Source organism: Spirillospora sp. NPDC052242 (genome assembly GCF_040679555.1).
Lineage (GTDB): Bacteria > Actinomycetota > Actinomycetes > Streptosporangiales > Streptosporangiaceae > Spirillospora.
Genome location: NZ_JBFAUZ010000026.1, coordinates 59,680 through 75,843 on the forward strand (window position 1 = coordinate 59,680; position 16,164 = coordinate 75,843).

The 16,164-nt window shown below is 73.3% G+C and carries 17 protein-coding genes; 12 read left to right on the top strand and 5 right to left on the bottom strand.

Annotated elements, in window-relative coordinates; genetic code table 11:
* Window positions 1-7: 7 nt before the first annotated feature.
* The 5 genes from AB0L25_RS21990 to AB0L25_RS22010 all read left to right on the top strand — a co-directional run bounded on the left by AB0L25_RS21990 (window position 8) and on the right by AB0L25_RS22010 (window position 4,726).
* Window positions 8-1,189, top strand: a complete 1,182-nt coding sequence (locus tag AB0L25_RS21990) for an acyl-CoA dehydrogenase family protein (protein ID WP_500174498.1) — start codon at window positions 8-10, stop codon at window positions 1,187-1,189.
* Window positions 1,186-1,965, top strand: coding sequence for an SDR family oxidoreductase (locus AB0L25_RS21995; RefSeq protein ID WP_500174499.1), 780 nt, complete (start codon window positions 1,186-1,188; stop codon window positions 1,963-1,965). Before AB0L25_RS21990 ends, AB0L25_RS21995 begins: the two co-directional genes overlap by 4 nt.
* Window positions 1,966-1,979: 14 nt before the next feature.
* On the top strand, window positions 1,980-2,597 hold the full coding sequence (locus tag AB0L25_RS22000; protein ID WP_500174500.1) for a TetR-type transcription factor C-terminal domain-containing protein: 618 nt from the start codon (window positions 1,980-1,982) through the stop codon (window positions 2,595-2,597).
* Window positions 2,598-2,661: 64 nt separating this feature from the next.
* Window positions 2,662-3,816, top strand: a complete 1,155-nt coding sequence (locus AB0L25_RS22005) for an acetyl-CoA C-acetyltransferase (protein ID WP_500174501.1) — start codon at window positions 2,662-2,664, stop codon at window positions 3,814-3,816.
* A gap of 103 nt (window positions 3,817-3,919) precedes the next feature.
* A complete protein-coding gene (locus AB0L25_RS22010; RefSeq protein WP_500174502.1) occupies window positions 3,920-4,726 on the top strand; it encodes an HTD2 family dehydratase in 807 nt (268 codons plus the stop codon).
* 54 nt (window positions 4,727-4,780) lie between these two features.
* Here AB0L25_RS22010 and AB0L25_RS22015 read toward each other — a convergent pair whose 3' ends face one another.
* Window positions 4,781-5,932, bottom strand: coding sequence for an acyl-CoA dehydrogenase family protein (locus AB0L25_RS22015; protein WP_500174503.1), 1,152 nt, complete (start codon window positions 5,930-5,932; stop codon window positions 4,781-4,783).
* 119 nt (window positions 5,933-6,051) lie between these two features.
* Between AB0L25_RS22015 and AB0L25_RS22020 the strand changes: the two genes are divergently transcribed.
* From AB0L25_RS22020 to AB0L25_RS22050, 7 genes are all read left to right on the top strand, one after another.
* A complete protein-coding gene (locus AB0L25_RS22020; protein ID WP_500174504.1) occupies window positions 6,052-6,774 on the top strand; it encodes a GntR family transcriptional regulator in 723 nt (240 codons plus the stop codon).
* A gap of 74 nt (window positions 6,775-6,848) precedes the next feature.
* A complete protein-coding gene (locus AB0L25_RS22025; protein ID WP_500174559.1) occupies window positions 6,849-8,027 on the top strand; it encodes an acyl-CoA dehydrogenase family protein in 1,179 nt (392 codons plus the stop codon).
* Window positions 8,028-8,031: 4 nt separating this feature from the next.
* Window positions 8,032-9,216, top strand: coding sequence for a CaiB/BaiF CoA transferase family protein (locus AB0L25_RS22030; protein WP_500174505.1), 1,185 nt, complete (start codon window positions 8,032-8,034; stop codon window positions 9,214-9,216).
* 59 nt (window positions 9,217-9,275) lie between these two features.
* A complete protein-coding gene (locus AB0L25_RS22035; RefSeq protein WP_500174506.1) occupies window positions 9,276-10,130 on the top strand; it encodes a helix-turn-helix transcriptional regulator in 855 nt (284 codons plus the stop codon).
* An 80-nt stretch (window positions 10,131-10,210) separates the two neighbouring features.
* Complete coding sequence (locus AB0L25_RS22040) at window positions 10,211-10,978, top strand: glucose 1-dehydrogenase (RefSeq protein WP_500174507.1); 768 nt, start codon at window positions 10,211-10,213, stop codon at window positions 10,976-10,978.
* Window positions 10,979-11,012: 34 nt separating this feature from the next.
* Window positions 11,013-12,020 (top strand): aldo/keto reductase, encoded by a 1,008-nt coding sequence (locus AB0L25_RS22045; RefSeq protein ID WP_500174508.1) that lies wholly within the window; start codon window positions 11,013-11,015, stop codon window positions 12,018-12,020.
* Between the two features lie 76 nt (window positions 12,021-12,096).
* Window positions 12,097-12,720, top strand: a complete 624-nt coding sequence (locus AB0L25_RS22050; protein WP_500174509.1) for a TetR/AcrR family transcriptional regulator — start codon at window positions 12,097-12,099, stop codon at window positions 12,718-12,720.
* On the opposite strand, the gene AB0L25_RS22055 is transcribed toward AB0L25_RS22050, so the two are convergent.
* The 4 genes from AB0L25_RS22055 to AB0L25_RS22070 all read right to left on the bottom strand — a co-directional run bounded on the left by AB0L25_RS22055 (window position 12,717) and on the right by AB0L25_RS22070 (window position 16,151).
* A complete protein-coding gene (locus tag AB0L25_RS22055) occupies window positions 12,717-13,709 on the bottom strand; it encodes an NAD(P)H-dependent flavin oxidoreductase (protein WP_500174560.1) in 993 nt (330 codons plus the stop codon). The two genes, AB0L25_RS22050 and AB0L25_RS22055, sit on opposite strands and share 4 nt — an antisense overlap.
* A gap of 74 nt (window positions 13,710-13,783) precedes the next feature.
* A complete protein-coding gene (locus tag AB0L25_RS22060; protein ID WP_500174510.1) occupies window positions 13,784-14,551 on the bottom strand; it encodes a CoA-transferase subunit beta in 768 nt (255 codons plus the stop codon).
* Window positions 14,551-15,408: a CoA transferase subunit A gene (locus tag AB0L25_RS22065; RefSeq protein ID WP_500174511.1), complete on the bottom strand. Its 858-nt coding sequence runs from the start codon at window positions 15,406-15,408 to the stop codon at window positions 14,551-14,553. The genes AB0L25_RS22060 and AB0L25_RS22065 overlap by 1 nt, the downstream gene beginning before the upstream one ends.
* A complete protein-coding gene (locus tag AB0L25_RS22070; RefSeq protein WP_500174512.1) occupies window positions 15,405-16,151 on the bottom strand; it encodes an enoyl-CoA hydratase family protein in 747 nt (248 codons plus the stop codon). Before AB0L25_RS22070 ends, AB0L25_RS22065 begins: the two co-directional genes overlap by 4 nt.
* Window positions 16,152-16,164 lie beyond the last annotated feature (13 nt).

The window sequence follows — 16,164 nt, forward strand, 5'->3', positions numbered from 1 at the left end:
TGCGCCCGTGAACGAGAACGAGTCCCCCGAGGACCGGGCGTTCCGGGCCGAGGTCCGCGACTGGCTCGAGTCCAACCTGTCCGGCGAGTTCGCGCACGCCCGCGGGCTCGGCGGCCCGGGCCGCGAGCACGAGGCGCACGAGGAGCGGCTGGCCTGGGAGCGGCACATGGCCGCCGCCGGCTGGACCTGCGTGGGCTGGCCGAAGGAGCACGGCGGCCGCGGCGCGAGCGTCCGGCAGCAGGTGATCTTCCACGAGGAGTACGCGCTCGCCGACGCCCCCGCCCGGGTGAACCACATCGGCGAGAACCTGCTCGGACCGACGATCATCGCGTTCGGCACCGCGGAGCAGAAGGCCCGCTTCCTGCCCCCGATCGTCGCGGTCGAGGAACTGTGGTGCCAGGGCTACTCCGAGCCCGACGCCGGATCCGACCTCGCGAACGTCCAGACCCGCGCCGAACTGCGGGACGGCGCCTGGGTCGTGAACGGGCAGAAGGTGTGGACCTCGCTGGCGCTCGAGGCCGACTGGTGCTTCGTCGTCTGCCGCACCGAGCCCGGATCGTCCCGGCACAAGGGCCTGTCGTACCTGCTGGTGCCGATGAAGGCGGACGGCGTCGACATCCGGCCGATCGTGCAGCTCACCGGCACCTCGGAGTTCAACGAGGTGTTCTTCGACGGCGCCCGCACCGACGCGGCCAACATCGTCGGCGCGCCCGGCGACGGCTGGAAGATCGCGATGGCCACCCTCGGGTTCGAGCGCGGCGTCGCGACCCTCGGCCAGCAGGTCGGGTTCCGCCGCGAGTTCGAGGGCGTCCTCGAACTGGCCCGCCGCACCGGCGCGATCGACGACCCGCTGCTGCGCGACCGGCTCGTCCGCTCCCACATGGGACTGGAGATCATGCGCCTCAACGCCGTGCGGACGATGGCCGGCGTGGCCACCGGGGCGCCCGGGCCCGAGTCGTCCATCTCCAAGCTCGTCTGGGGCACCTGGCACCGCGAGCTCGGCGAGCTGGCCATGGACGTCCTCGGCGCCGCCGGCCTCGTCGCCGACGGCGAGCCGTACGACCTCAACGACTGGCAGCGGCTGTTCCTGTTCTCCCGCTCCGACACCATCTACGCCGGGTCGAACGAGATCCAGCGCAACATCATCGCCGAGCGCGTGCTCGGGCTCCCGAGAGAGGCCCGCGGATGACCCCGCCCCCCTACGTGCCAGGGCACGACCTGCTGAAGGACCGCGCCGTCGTCATCACCGCGGCCGCCGGGGCCGGGATCGGCGGCGCCACCGCCCGCCGCTGCCTGGAGGAGGGCGCCCGCGTGCTGATCTCGGACGCGCACGAGCGGCGGCTCGCCGCGTCCGAGCAGGAGCTCGCCGCGGAGTTCGGCGCCGACCGCGTCGCGTCGCTGCCCTGCGACGTCACGTCCGAGGACCAGGTCCGTGCCCTGTACGACCTGGCCGTCGAACGCTTCGGGCGCGTCGACGTCGCCGTCAACAACGCGGGCCTCGGCGGCACCGCCGACCTCGTCGACATGCCCGACGAGCAGTGGGACCGCGTCCTCGACATCACCCTCAACGGCACCATGCGCTGCACCCGCGCGGCGCTGCGGATCATGCGCGGGCAGGGCGCGGGCGTGATCGTCAACAACGCGTCGGTGATCGGCTGGCGGGCGCAGCGCGGCCAGTCGCACTACGCCGCCGCCAAGGCCGGCGTCATGGCGCTCACCCGCTGCGCGGCGCTGGAGGCCGCCGACTTCGGCGTCCGGATCAACGCCGTCTCGCCGTCCCTCGCCATGCACCCGCACCTGGTCAAGGTCACCTCGGCGGAACTGCTGGACGAGCTGACGCGCCGGGAGGCGTTCGGCCGCTACGCCGAGCCGTGGGAGGTCGCCAACGTTATCGTCTTCCTCGCCGGCGACTACTCCTCGTACATGACCGGGGAGGTCGTCTCCGTCTCCTCCCAGCACCCTTAGAAAGTCCGTAACCCATGAGTCCACGACGGCGCGATGCCGAGGGCACCGCGGCCGCCCGCGCGGAACGGCGGGCCGAGCTGCTCGCCACGGCCGCCGAGGTTTTCGCCTCCCAGGGCTACTCCGCCACCACCGTCCGGAAGGTGGCCGACGCCGCCGGGATCCTCGGCGGCAGCCTGTACTACCACTTCGACTCCAAGGAGTCGATGGCCGACGAGATCCTTTCGACCTTCCTGGACGAGATGTGGGCTTCCTACGAGCGGGTCCTCGCGGAGGGCCGCAACGCCCGCGACACCCTCGAGGGCATCGTCGTCGAGTCGTTCCGCTCGATCCACCGGCACCGCCCCGCCGTCGTCATCTACCAGAACGAGTCGAAGCACCTGGCGACCGGCGAGCGGTTCCGGTACCTGCTCGACTCGCAGCGCCGGTTCGAGGAGATGTGGCTGTCGCTCCTCGACCGGGGCGTCAAGGAGGGCGCGTTCCGCGCCGACCTCGACCGGGCGCTGATCTACCGGTTCATCCGCGACACCGTCTGGGTGGCGGCGAACTGGTACGAGCCCGGCGGGCGGCTGTCCGCCGACGACATCGCCAAGCAGTACCTCGCCATGTTCCTGGAAGGGATCAAGGCGAGCTGACCCGCGAAAACACAAGCCTCTCAGATCCCAGAGCCTCCACGAAGGCCCCCACGAAGGAGACACCATGGCCGAGGCGTACATCGTCGAAGCGGTCCGCGCGCCGGTCGGGCGGCGCGGCGGCGGGCTCGCCGGAGCGCACCCCGCCGACCTGGGCGCGCACGCCCTGACGGCGCTGATGGACCGCGCGAAGGTCGACCCGGCCGCCGTCGAGGACGTGGTGTTCGGCTGCGTGGACACCGTCGGCCCGCAGGCCGGGGACATCGCCCGCACCTGCTGGCTGGCCGCCGGGCTGCCCGAGGAGGTCCCCGGCGTCACGGTCGACCGCCAGTGCGGCTCCTCGCAGCAGGCCGTGCACTTCGCCGCGCAGGCCGTCCTGTCCGGGACGTCCGACCTGGTGGTCGCGGGCGGCGTGCAGAGCATGTCGCAGATCCCGATCTCCTACGCGATGATCGCCGGGGAGCAGCTCGGCTTCACGCAGGGCCCGTTCGTCGGCTCCAAGGGCTGGGTCCGGCGCTACGGCGACGGCGAGGTGTCGCAGTTCAACGGCGCCGAGATGATCGCCCGCGACTGGGACCTGTCCCGCGAGGACATGGAGGCGTTCGCCTACGAGTCGCACCAGCGTGCCATCCGCGCCATCGACGAGGGCCGGTTCGCGCGCGAGATCGTCCCGTTCGAGGGCGTCGAGCACGACGAGGGGCCGCGCCGCGACACGTCCCTGGAGAAGATGGCGGGGCTGAAGACGCTGGTGGACGGCGGCCGCCTCACCGCCGCGGTCTCGTCGCAGATCTCCGACAACTCCGCGGCCCTGCTCATCGCCTCCGAGCAGGCCGTCAAGGACCACGGCCTCACCCCCCGCGCCCGCATCCACCACATCTCCGCGCGCGGCGAGGACCCGATCCGGATGCTGTCGGCGCCGATCCCCGCGACCGCGTACGCGCTGAAGAAGACGGGCATGACGATCGGCGACATCGACGCCGTCGAGATCAACGAGGCGTTCGCGTCGGTCGTCCTGGCGTGGCTCAAGGAGACCGGCGCCGACCCCGCGATCGTCAACCCCAACGGCGGCGCTATCGCGCTCGGCCACCCGCTCGGCGCGACCGGCGCCCGGCTGATGACGACGCTGCTGCACGAGCTGGAGCGCACCGGCGGCCGCTACGGCCTGCAGACGATGTGCGAGGGCGGCGGCCAGGCCAACGTCACCATCATCGAACGCCTCTGACGGACCGGCGTCTGGGGGCCGCCCTCGGACGCCCCCGGCCGTCTCCGTCTCCGCGGCGGTTCGGCATAATCCCCTATCAAATATATGAGAGGGGTGCGGGCCGGTGATCGACGTCGCGGGATGGGCGCCGGAGGCGCGGGAGACGACCGAGGTCATCGACGCCGCGCCCGCCGCGGCGCTGGCCGGGGTGCTGGACGTCCCGCCGCCGGAGGAGGAGCTGCCGCCGCTGTGGCAGTGGCTGCACTTCCTCGAACGGCCGGCGCGGCGCGAGCTGGGCGCCGACGGGCATCCCCGGGAAGGGCGGTTCCTCCCGCCGATCCCCGACCGGCGGCGCATGTTCGCCGGGGGCAGGTTCCGCGTCGCCGAGCCGATCCGCGTCGGCGACACCGTCACCCGGCGGGACGAACTGGCCTCGACGGCCGTCAAGACCGGACGCAGCGGCGAGCTGCTGTTCGTCACCGTGCGGCACACGTTCCTGCGGGACGGCGCCGAGATCGCGGTCGAGGAGCAGGACCTCGTCTACCGCAGCGGCGACGCGGCCGCGCCCCCGGCCGAGCCGTCGTTCGAGGCCCCGGCCGTCGAGGCGCCCTGGACGCTGCCGATGACGGCCGACCCCGTGCTGCTGTTCCGGTTCAGCGCCCTCACCTACAACGCCCACCGCATCCACTACGACGAGCGGTACGCCACCGCCGTCGAGGGCCACGCGGGACTCGTCGTCCACGGCCCGCTGCTGGCGATCCTGTGCCTGGAGCTGCCGCGCCGGGCGGGCGTGCGGGTGCGCGAGCTGTCGTTCCGCGCGCGCAGGCCGGTCTTCGCGGGGCAGCCGTTCGCGGCGGCCGGCGGCCCCGGCGGGACGCTGTCGATCGAGGCGCCGGGCGGCGTCACCGCGATGACCGCGACGTTCTCCTGAAGGACTGCCCCGAGCGGCCGCGCCCGAGCCCCGGCCGCCCGTCCGGCGGCCGGGTCAGATGCGGTGCCGCCCGACGAGCTGCTTGACGATCACGTTCCGCTGGATCTCGTTCGTCCCTTCGCCGACGATCATCAGCGGCGCGTCCCGGAAGTAGCGCTCGACGTCGAACTCGGTGGAGTAGCCGGCCGCGCCGTGGATGCGGACGGCGTTCAGCGCGATCCGCATCGCCGCCTCCGACGCGTACAGCTTCGCCATGCCCGCCTCCATGTCGCAGCGCTCGCCCGCGTCGAGCCGGGCCGCCGCGTCGAGCGTCAGCAGGCGGGCGGCGCGCAGCTCGGTGGCCATGTCGGCGAGGAGGTTGCCGACCGACTGGTGCTCCCAGATCGGCCTGCCGAACGACTCGCGCTCCTGCGCGTACCGCAGCGAGTCTTCGAGGGCGGCCCGGCCCACGCCGAGCGCGCGCGCCGCCACCTGGATGCGGCCGACCTCGAGCCCGCGCATCATCTGCGCGAAGCCGCGCCCCTCCTCGCCGCCGAGCACCGCGTCGAGCGGCGCCTCGTACCCGTCGAACACCAGCTCGCAGCTCTCCACGCCCTTGTACCCGAGCTTGGGCAGGTCGCGCGACACGGTCAGGCCGGGCCCCTGCTCGGCGAGCAGGATGCTCATCCCGCGATGCCGGGGCGTCGCGTCGGGGTCGGTCTTGCACAGCAGCGCGATGAGCCCGGACCGGCGCGCGTTGGTGATCCACATCTTGGCGCCGTTGACGACGTACCGGTCGCCCTCGCGGCGCGCGACCGTGGTCATGGCCTGCAGGTCGGAGCCGCCGGACGGCTCGGTCAGCGCCATCGTCGCCCGCAGCTCGCCCGTCGCCATCCGGGGCAGGTAGCGGGCCTTCTGCTCCTCGGTGCCGAACACCGCCAGCAGGTGCGAGACGACCGTGTGCCCGCCGAACGCCCCGGCGAGCGTCATCCAGCCGCGGGCGAGCTCCTCGGTGACCAGCGCGTAGCAGGATTTCGACACCTTCGTCTCGCCGTACGGCTCGGGCACGGCGAGGCCGAAGACGCCCAGCTCCTTCATCCGGTCGATGAGCCGTTCCGGATAGGCGTTCGCGTGCTCCAGTTCCCGCGCCGCCGGCCGGACCTCCCGGTCGACGAAGTCCGCGACGACCTCCACGATGGCGCGTTCCTCCGCACTGAGCTCGAACATCGCCGCGTCTCCTTCGCCTCGCCGACCGAGAATGCAGTTTCATATATTTGATAGGCGACTGCCTCGCTGTCAACGCGGGTCGTCCATAATGTGAGCTCCCGACACCCGTCCCGGAGGCGATGACCGTGCCCATCCCCGGCGAGAGCCTCACCGGCGACGCCCCGCCCGGCGGCTCGCTCGGCAGGCGCCGCCAGCTCAGCGACGAGGTCGCCGCGTACGTCCGTGAGCTGATCATGTCCGGACGGGTGCGGCACGGGGAGTTCCTCCGCCTGGAGCGGGTCGCCGACGACCTCGGGATCAGCGTCACGCCCGTCCGGGAGGCGCTGCTGTCGCTGCGCGGCGAGGGGTTCGTCACGCTGGTGCCGCGCCGCGGGTTCATGCCCGCGCCGCTGTCGCGGCGCGACGTCCAGGACCTGTTCGAGGCGCAGGCGTACTTCGCCGGCGAGCTGGCCGCCCGCGCCGCCGAGAAGATCACCGAGGACGAGCTGGCCGAGCTCGCGCGCACGCAGGAGCTGCTGGAGGAGGCGTCCCGGACGCGCGACGCCGAGGGCATCGAGCGGGCGAACCACCGGTTCCACCGTACGGTCAACCTGTGCGCGGACTCGCCGAAGACGTCCTGGCTGCTGCAGCTCGTGGTGCGGTACGCGCCCCGCCGGTTCTTCTCCAGCATCGAGGGCTGGAGCCAGGCCTCGGTGGACGACCACCACCTCGTCCTCGCCGCGCTGCGGGCGGGCGACGCCGACGCGGCCCGCCAGGCGATGCGCGCCCACATCCGGCACGCGGGGACGCTGCTGGTCGTGCATCTGGAGGGGCGGGGCTTCTGGGACGGCGGCGCCGGCTGAGGTCCGCCGCGGAGGTCTTCCCTTCCGACATCTCCGCCAATATCGTATAAAAAATTGCCGACGTGGAGGTGAGGATGGCGGACCGGCTGCGGCAGACCCACGGGCTGTCGGACGAGCAGCGCGAGATCCTCGCGACCGTGCGGGCGTTCGTCGACAAGGAGATCCTCCCCGTCGCGACCGACCTGGAGCACGCCGACGAGTACCCGCAGGCGATCGTGGACGGCATGCGCGACCTCGGGCTGTTCGGCCTGACGATCCGCGAGGAGCACGGCGGGCTCGGGCAGTCCCTGCTGACCTACGCCCTCGTCGTCGAGGAGCTCGCGCGCGGCTGGATGAGCGTGTCGGGCGTCATCAACACCCACTTCATCGTGGCCTGGATGATCGACCGGCACGGCACGCCCGAGCAGCGGGCGCACTACCTGCCGAAGATGGCCGCCGGCGAGATCCGGGGCGCCTTCTCCATGTCCGAGCCCGACTGCGGCTCCGACGTCTCCGCGATCCGGACCCGCGCCGTCCCCGACGGCGACCACCACGTCGTCGACGGCCAGAAGATGTGGGTCACCAACGGCGCGTCCGCGAACCTCGTCGCCACCCTCGTCAAGACCGACCCGGACGCGGGGCACCGCGGCATGACGACGTTCCTCGTCGACAAGACCCCCGGATTCGGGGAGGTCGCGCCCGGCCTGACGATCCCCCGCAAGATCGAGAAGATGGGGTACAAGGGCGTCGACACCACCGAGATGGTCTTCGACGCCCACCGCGTCCCGTCGTCCCAGATCCTCGGGGGCGAGCCCGGCCGCGGCTTCTACCAGATGATGGACGGCGTCGAGGTCGGCCGCGTGAACGTCGCGGCCCGCGGCTGCGGCGTCGCGATGCGCGCCTACGAGCTGGCCCGCGACTACGCGCGGCGCCGCGAGACGTTCGGCCGCCCGATCGCCGAGCACCAGGCCGTCCTGTTCCGGCTCGCGGAGATGGCCACCAAGGTCGAGGCCGCCCACCAGATGGTGGTGATGGCGGCGCGCCGCAAGGACTCGGGCGAGCGCAACGACCTCGAGGCCGGGATGGCGAAGTACCTCGCGGGCGAGTACTGCAAGGAGGTCGTGGAGGCCTCCTTCCGGATCCACGGCGGCTACGCGTACTCGAAGGAGTTCGAGATCGAGCGGCTGTACCGGGAGGCGCCGATGCTCCTCATCGGCGAGGGCACCGCCGACATCCAGAAAATGATCATCGGTCGCCGACTGTTGGAGGACTGAGCGGGTGCTGCCTCTCGAGGGGATCACCGTCGTCGCGCTGGAGCAGGCCGTCGCGGCGCCGTTCGCGTCCCGGCAGCTCGCCGACCTCGGCGCCCGCGTCGTCAAGGTCGAGAAGGTGGACGGCGGCGACTTCGCCCGCGCCTACGACGCGGGCGTCCGCGGCGGGCTCGGCACCCACTTCGCCTGGCTGAACCGCTCCAAGGAGTCGGTGGCGGTCGACCTCAAGAGCGACGAGGGCCGCGCGATCCTGGACGACCTGATCGCGGGCGCCGACGTGTTCCTGCAGAACCTCGCGCCGGGCGCCGCCGCCCGCCTCGGGTTCGGCGCCGGGCGGCTGCGGGAGCGCGATCCCCGGCTGATCGTCGTCGACATGTCCGGGTACGGGTCGAGCGGGCCCTACCGGGACAAGCGCGCCTACGACATGCTCGTCCAGGCCGAGGCCGGGCTGATCTCGGTCACCGGCACCCCGGAGACGCCGGTGAAGGCCGGCACGCCGGTCTCCGACATCGCCGCGGGGATGTACGCGTTCTCGGGGACGCTCGCGGCGCTCGTCCGGCGCGGGACGACGGGGGAGGGCGCGTCGGTCGAGGTCAGCATGTTCGACGCGGTGGCCGAGTGGATGGGGCAGACGATGTACACGACGCTCTACACGGGCGCCGTGCCGCCGCGCTCGACGCTGAGCCATCCGGTGATCGCCCCCTACGACGCGTACCCGACGGCCGACGGCGCCGACGTCGTCATCGGCGTGCAGAGCGACGCGGGCTGGGCGGCCCTCGCCACCGGCGTGCTCGGCCGTCCCGAACTGGTGGCCGACCCCGACTACGCGACGAACATGGCGCGGGTCCGCAACCGCGAGAAGGTCGACGCGCTCGTCGCGTCCGTCACCGCGCGGCTCGGCCGGGAGGAGCTGCTGCGGCGCCTGGACGAGGCGGGCGTGCCCAACGCGACGCTGAACGACGGGCACGGCCTGGTCGCCCACCCGCAGCTCGCCGAGCGCGACCGCTGGCGGGAGGTCGGCTCCCCGGTGGGCCCGATCCGGGCGCTGCTGCCGCCGATCGTTCTCGCCGGGACCGAGCCGCGGATGGACCCGGTCCCGGCGCTCGGCGAGCACACCGACGCGGTGCTCGCCGAGCTGGGCCGCGACGCCGGGACGATCGCCCGGCTCCGCGCGGCCGGGGTGGTCGGCTAGCCGCCGTCCCGGGGTGATCTTGGCCTGCGCTCCGGGGGACGGGTGGCTATCGTGGCCGTATGCCCGACACGTCCTCCAGTGGTGACCGCCGCCGCGCCGAACTGCGCGACTTCCTGCGCACCCGCCGCGCCCGGGTGACGCCCGCCGACGTCGGGATGCCGTCCGGCGGGCGGCGCCGCACCCCCGGCCTGCGCCGGGAAGAGGTCGCGGTGCTCGCGGGCGTCGGGGTGTCCTGGTACACGTGGCTGGAGCAGGGCCGCGACATCAAGGTGTCCGAGGAGGTCCTCGACGCGATCTCCCGCGCGCTGCGGCTGGACCGCGCCGAGCGCGAGCACCTCTACCTGCTCGCCGGCCTGAACCCGCCGCGCGCGGACGCCGGCCCGGCCGTCCCGGTGACCCCGGAGCTGCGGCGGCTGCTGGACGCGTGGTCGCCGCGCCCGGCGTACATCCGCGGGCGGCACTGGAACCTCGTCGCGATCAACGACGCGGCCCGCGAGGTGTTCGGGTACGGCGACACCGACCACAACTGCCTGGTCACGTTCTTCACCAGCGTGCGCTACCGGCGCCAGCACCTGCACTGGGAGGCGGCGGCCCCGGGCGTGGTGAGCCGGTTCCGCGCCGACGCCGCCCGCCATCCCGACGACCCCGAGTTCGCCCGGATCGTCGCGGACCTCACCACGGTCAGCCCGGAGTTCGCCGAGCTGTGGGCGCGGCACGAGGTGAGCGGGGGGACGCAGGCGGTCAAGAGCGTCCTGCACCCGGAGGCGGGGGAGCTGGTGTTCGAGGCGACGCTGCTGCCGCTGGCGGACCGCCCCGGGCAGGACCTCGTGCTCCACAACCCCCGGCCGGGGACCGGCACCCTGGAGCGCCTCGAACGGCTCATGACCCGGCGGCGCCTGGCCGCCGCGAGCTGAGGCGGGCCGAGGGTGGTGGTGGCACACCCACGATAAACGGACTCTGCCGCGTTCCCCGGCGCCGCGGCAGCATCATCGTCATGACGGACTCACGTTTCGACGGCAAGGTCGCGCTCATCACGGGCGGGACGAGCGGCATGGGCCTGGCGGTCGCGCGGCGGCTGCTGGAAGAGGGGGCGCGGGTGGTCGTCACCGGCCGCGACCAGGGGAGGCTGGACGCGGCGGTCAAGGAGCTGGACGGCGCCGCACCGGACGCGGGGGAGCGAATCCTCGCGGTCCGCGCCGACGCCGCGAGCCTCACCGACCTGGACGCGCTGATGGACGCCGTCCGCGAACGGCACGGACGCCTGGACGTGGTGTTCGCCAACGCGGGGGTCGGCGCGTTCGGCCCGACCGCGGACATCACCGAGGACGACTTCGACCGCACCGTGGACATCAACTTCAAGGGCGTCTACTTCACGATCCAGAAGGCGCTGCCGCTGCTGGCGGCCGACGCCTCGATCGTGATCAACGCGTCCTGGACGCTGCACCGGGGGCTGCCGAACGGGTCGCTGTACTCGGCGACGAAGGCCGCCGCGGCGAGCCTGGCCCGCACCCTCGCGGCCGAGCTGGGCCCGCGGGGCGTCCGGGTCAACTCGGTCAGCCCCGGCTACATCGACACGCCGATGTTCCGCGACGCCGTTCCCGCCGACGAGGTCGAGGGCACGCGGGCCCGGGTGGCGTCCGGCCGGATCGGCACGTCGGAGGAGGTGGCGGGCGCCGTCGCGTTCCTCGCGTCGGCCGACGCCGCGTACGTCAACGGCCAGGACCTGATCGTGGACGGCGGCCTCGTCGCCGCCGTCGCGTGACGGTCGTCCCGTACGAGCAGGAGGAGGAGAGAACATGAGGAAGCGCGAGTTCGCGGGCACGCCCGTCGGCGCCGTCGGGCTGGGCTGCATGGGGATGAGCTGGGCGTACACCGAGTCCGAGCGGGACGACGACGCGTCCGCGGCGCTGATCCGCGAGGCGCTCGATCTCGGGGTCACGTTCCTCGACACCGCCCAGCCCTACGGTGCCGGGCACAACGAGGAGCTCGTCGGCCGCGCGCTGGCCGGCCGGCGGGACGAGGCGGTGCTGGCCACCAAGACCGGGCTGATCGTCGAGGACCCGGCGTCCCGGCGGATCGTCCGCCGCGGGACGCCCGAGCACGTCACGTCGTCCGCCGAGGACAGCCTGCGCCGCCTCGGCACCGACGTCATCGACCTGTACTACCTGCACCGCGTCGACCCGGAGGTGCCGCTGGCCGACACGTGGGGCGCGATGGCCGAGCTGGTCGCCGCGGGGAAGGTCCGGCACCTGGGACTGTCGGAGGTGACGGTCGCGCAGGCGGCGGAGGCGCACGCGATCCACCCCGTCGCGGCGATCCAGTCGGAGCTGTCGCTGTGGACGCGCGACGCGCTGGGCGTCCCCGGCGGGAGCGCGGGCGGTGCGAGCGACGGCGTCGCGGGCGCGGGCGCCGCCGGCGACGTCGTCGGCTGGTGCGCCGCCAACGGCGCCGCGTTCGTCCCGTTCTCCCCGCTCGGCCGGGGTTTCCTGACCGGGACGGTCACCAGCGCGGACTTCGAGGAGACCGACTTCCGCGCCGCCAACCCGCGCTTCCAGGAGGAGGCGCTGAAGGCGAACCTGCGGATCGTCGACGCCGTCCGGGAGGTCGCGGCGCGGCACGGCGCCACGCCCGCGCAGGTCGCGATCGCGTGGACGCTCGCGCAGGGCGACCACGTGATCCCGATCCCGGGCACGAAGAAGGTCCGCTACCTGCGCGACAACGCGGGCGCGGCCGACCTCGACCTCACCCCCGCGGACCTGGCGGACCTCGACGCGCTGCCGTCCGCGGTGGGCGGCCGGTACTGAACGGCCGGTACTGAGCGGCCGGCACCGGGGGCGGGGCGATCACCCGCGGTGAGCGGGTGCCGTACGCTGTCGGGCGATGCCCCGACCGCGCTCGCTCACCCCGGACCGGGTCGCCGCCGCGGCCCTCGCCGTCATCGACCGGGACGGCCTCGCCGCCCTGTCGATGCGGGCCGCGGCGAAGGAGCTCGGGATGAGCACGATGGCGCTCTACCGGTACGTGCGCGACCGCGGGGAGCTCGAGGGCCTCGTCGTCGAGCTGGTGCTCGGCGCGGTCGACCCCGCGCCGCCGCCTCCCGGCCCGTGGCGCGGGCGGGTCGAGGAGATGGCGCGGCGGGTGCGGGACGCGGTCGGCGCGCACCCGGAGATCGTCCCGCTGACGCTCGTCCACCGGCACCGCTCCGCGGGCGTGCTGCGCTGGTCGGAGACCGTGCTCGGGATCCTCGCCGAGGCGGGACTGGACGGGCGCGCGCGGGCCGTCGCGCTGCGCGCCCTGCTCGCGTACGTGATCGGCGCGGTGCAGATGGAGCACCTCGGCCCGCTGTCGGGGGAGGGGACGGCCGCCCTCGCCGGGCTGCCGCCGGACGAGTTCCCCCGCATGGCCGAGACCGCGCGGCACGCCCGCACCGTCGGCCCCGACGAGGAGTTCCGCCGGGGCCTGGCGGCCGTGCTGCGCGGTCTCCGCGCGGACGGCGCCTCCTAGCGCACCAGGAGGTCCTGCTGGGCGGCGATCCGCTCCGCGGCCTGCGCCACGATCCCGCCGATCAGCTCCGCGCAGCTCGGCAGGTCGTCGATCACGCCCACGACCTGCCCGGACGCCATGACGCCGAGATCGGGACGGCCGTCCACCATCGCCGCCTTCAGCAGCATCGGGGTGTTGGCGGCCATCAGCACCTGCGACCAGGACAGGTCCTTGCCGTGCTTCATCGCCTTCCCGTCGGCGATCATCTCCCGCCACGACATCCCGGACAGCTTCTTGAACCGGGCGCCGTTGCGCAGCGCCCGCACCAGCCCGCCGACCCGCCCGGACGACTCCAGTTCGTCCACGAGCTCGCTGCGCAGCACCCGGTGCGGCATCCCGTCGACCTGGCGGGTCACCACGGTCTCGCCGGTCTTCAGGTAGACCCGCTTGACCGCGTCGGGCACCGAGCTGTCGGACGTCAGCAGGAAGCGGGTGCCCATCGCCACGCCCGCCGCGCCGTACGACAGCGCCGCCGCGAGGCCGCGGCCGTCGAAGAAGCCGCCGGCCGCGATCACCGGGATGTCGACGGCGTCGACGACCTGCGGGAGCAGCAGCGTGGTCGCGACGGCGCCGGTGTGCCCGCCGCCCTCGCCGCCCTGCACCAGGACGGCGTCCGCGCCCCAGCCGGCGACCTTCTCGGCGTGCCGCCGCGCGCCCACCGACGGGATCACCACGAGCCCCGCGTCCTTGAGCTTGGCGATCAGCTCCTTCTTCGGGGCGAGTGCGAACGAGGCGACCTTCACGCCCTCCTTGATGAGGAGGTCGATGCGGTCGCCCGCGTCGCCCGCGTCCGCCCGCAGGTTGACGCCGAACGGCGCGTCCGTCCGGTCCTTGACCTCGCCGATCGCCGTCGCGAGCTGGTCGAGCGTCATCGTCGCCGACGCGAGGATCCCGAGACCGCCCGCGTTCGCGACGGCCGTCACCAGCCGCGGCCCGGCCACCCAGCCCATGCCGGTCTGGACGACCGGGTGCCGCACCCCGGTGAGCCGGGTCAGCGGGGTGTCGAGCACCTGCCCTGTCCCGCTCACGACGGGACCTCGCGCTCGCGCAGGCCCTTCGGGTCGAGGACGTCGCGCATGACGCGCAGCTCCTCGGCGTCCGGGAGCCGCGTCTCGGGGACGCCGTCCGGCACGACGAGCTCGAAGCCGGTCGCGGCGACGACGTCGTCGACGGTCACTCCCGGGTGCACCGAGCGGAGCCGCATGCGGCGGTCGGGGGTGGCGAAGTCGAGCACGGCGAGGTTCGTCACGACGGCGCGAATTTCGTGCGCGCCGCGGTCGGTGCCGACGCCGCTGACCATGTCGACCCGCTCGGTGAACACGCGCGTCGAGTGCTTCGGCACCCAGTAGCTCGTCGTGTTGAGCAGCGTGTTGCCCGGTCCGCCGCGCACGCCGAGGAGCTGCCGGGACGGCCGCGCCCAGTCGCCGATGCACGAGATGTTCGTGTTGCCGTACCGGTCGATCTGGCTCGGGCCCATGATCACGTGGCGGCGCCCGTTCAGCACCAGCCACAGGTGGTCGCGGAACGGCAGCCAGCCCTCGACGACGTCCGCGGGCACGCCGAGCGGCAGCGGTTCCGCGCTCAGCGACGGCCCGCCGTCGGTCGTCAGCAGGTCCGGCTCGAACGTCGACCGCGCCAGCCGGGAGCCCAGCATCGGCACGAAACCGGCGACCGCCGCCGCCACGATCTCCCCGTCGCCGCGGAACAGCTCCGCGCACGCGACCGCGCAGACCTCCGCGCGCGTCGCGTCCGTCGCCGTCGCGTCCGTGGTCGTCCTCGTCGACGCAGCCATCACTTCTCCTCCCGCCAGGCCCGGACGGCGTCCTGGTACGCGGCCTCGTCACCGGACAGGAAGCGGTCGCGGAACGCCGCCCACTGCTCCGGATCGGCCGCCGCCTTCGCGTACAGCTTCTGGAACGCCTCGTCCCGCCCGTGGTCGGGCGCGCAGTCGGTGAAGTGCGCCCCGTTCGGCGTCTCCACCACCCCGGCCACGTGCGACCGGCTGATCAGCAGGGACTGCGGCGGGCCCTCCTTGGCGAAGTCCGCGGTGTCGACGAGCCGTTCGCACGACACGTACGTCCGGTCCGCGGCCTTGGCGAACAGGTCGTCCATGTACGGGTCCGGACCGAGGTACTGGGCGTTGCCGCGGGCGTCGGCGCGGTTCATGTGGACGAGCGCCGCGTCCATCCGCAGGGCCGGGACGGCGACGAGCTCGGTGCCGTCCTCGTAGGGCGACCGGACGGTCTTCAGCTCCGGGTTGACCTTCATGACGTCCGAGCCGAGGCCGACCGGGGTGGGCAGGAACGGCAGGCGGTGCGCCGCCGCGTACAGCCCGAACATGAACATGCCCTCGTCGTACTCGGTCAGCTCGATCGCGCCGGTCTGGCGCGCCTGCCGGAAGTGCGGTTCGAGGGGGATCGAGTCCATCGTCACGAACGCGGTGACGAGGCGCCGCACCTTCCCGGCGGCGCACAGCAGCCCGACGTCCGGGCCGCCGTACGTCACGACGGTGAGGTCGGTCAGGGACGACCGGGAGATCGCGCGGACGAGCGCCATCGGCTTGCGCCGCGACCCCCAGCCGCCGATGCCGAGCGTCATGCCGCTCTCCAGCGACCCGACGATCTCCTCGATCGTGGTCACCTTGCTCATTTCGCCCCCTTGGCCACGAAGGCGTCGCGGTGCGCGTCGCCCGCGCCGACGAGGTTCAGTTCGAAGGTGAGGCCCTGCTCGAAGCGGTAGCTGCGCTTGACGTCGACCGGGTCGATGCCGTTCAGCGACTCCTTCGCGCGCCGGATGACGTACCGGTCCTTGGCGGCGATGTTCGCGGCGACCTCGAGGGCCTTGTCGCGCAGGCCGTCCGCCGGGACGACCTCGAGCACCGACCCGTGGTGGTGCAGCTCGGCCGCCGTGACGTTGCGGCACGTGTAGACCATCGCGCGCATCAGGTGCTGCGGGACGAGCCGTGCCAGATGCGTCGCGGCGCCGAGCGCGCCCCGGTCCACCTCGGGGAGCCCGAAGTAGGCGTCGTCCGACGCGATGACGATGTCGGCGTTGCCCGCGAGCCCGATGCCGCCGCCCAGGCAGAACCCGTGCACCGCGGCGATCACCGGCACCTCGCAGTCGTAGACGGCCGCGAAGGCCGCGTAACAGCCCCGGTTGGCGCCCACCAGCGCGGTGTGCCCCTCCGTGGACTGCATCTCCTTGATGTCGACGCCCGCGTTGAAGCCGCGGCCCTCGGCGCGGAGCACGACGGCCCCCACCTGCGGGTCCCGTCCGGCCGCGAGCACCGCGTCCGCCAGTTCGTGCCAGCCCGCGACGGTCAGCGCGTTGACCGGCGGGGCGTTCACGACGATCTCGGCGACCCCGTCCCGGGTCGTGGTGGAGACTCCCATGCGCTACCTTTCC

What these genes read in the sequence shown, in the direction of transcription:
- AB0L25_RS21995 (WP_500174499.1), top strand. Translation starts at nt 1,186, where the DNA reads ATGACCCCGCCCCCCTACGTGCCAGGGCACGACCTGCTGAAGGACCGC.
- AB0L25_RS22000 (WP_500174500.1), top strand. Translation starts at nt 1,980, where the DNA reads ATGAGTCCACGACGGCGCGATGCCGAGGGCACCGCGGCCGCCCGCGCG.
- AB0L25_RS22005 (WP_500174501.1), top strand. Translation starts at nt 2,662, where the DNA reads ATGGCCGAGGCGTACATCGTCGAAGCGGTCCGCGCGCCGGTCGGGCGG.
- AB0L25_RS22015 (WP_500174503.1), bottom strand. Translation starts at nt 5,932, where the DNA reads ATGTTCGAGCTCAGTGCGGAGGAACGCGCCATCGTGGAGGTCGTCGCG.
- AB0L25_RS22020 (WP_500174504.1), top strand. Translation starts at nt 6,052, where the DNA reads ATGACCGTGCCCATCCCCGGCGAGAGCCTCACCGGCGACGCCCCGCCC.
- AB0L25_RS22025 (WP_500174559.1), top strand. Translation starts at nt 6,849, where the DNA reads ATGGCGGACCGGCTGCGGCAGACCCACGGGCTGTCGGACGAGCAGCGC.
- AB0L25_RS22035 (WP_500174506.1), top strand. Translation starts at nt 9,276, where the DNA reads ATGCCCGACACGTCCTCCAGTGGTGACCGCCGCCGCGCCGAACTGCGC.
- AB0L25_RS22040 (WP_500174507.1), top strand. Translation starts at nt 10,211, where the DNA reads ATGACGGACTCACGTTTCGACGGCAAGGTCGCGCTCATCACGGGCGGG.
- AB0L25_RS22045 (WP_500174508.1), top strand. Translation starts at nt 11,013, where the DNA reads ATGAGGAAGCGCGAGTTCGCGGGCACGCCCGTCGGCGCCGTCGGGCTG.
- AB0L25_RS22050 (WP_500174509.1), top strand. Translation starts at nt 12,097, where the DNA reads ATGCCCCGACCGCGCTCGCTCACCCCGGACCGGGTCGCCGCCGCGGCC.
- AB0L25_RS22055 (WP_500174560.1), bottom strand. Translation starts at nt 13,709, where the DNA reads ATGGGCTGGGTGGCCGGGCCGCGGCTGGTGACGGCCGTCGCGAACGCG.
- AB0L25_RS22060 (WP_500174510.1), bottom strand. Translation starts at nt 14,551, where the DNA reads ATGGCTGCGTCGACGAGGACGACCACGGACGCGACGGCGACGGACGCG.
- AB0L25_RS22065 (WP_500174511.1), bottom strand. Translation starts at nt 15,408, where the DNA reads ATGAGCAAGGTGACCACGATCGAGGAGATCGTCGGGTCGCTGGAGAGC.
- AB0L25_RS22070 (WP_500174512.1), bottom strand. Translation starts at nt 16,151, where the DNA reads ATGGGAGTCTCCACCACGACCCGGGACGGGGTCGCCGAGATCGTCGTG.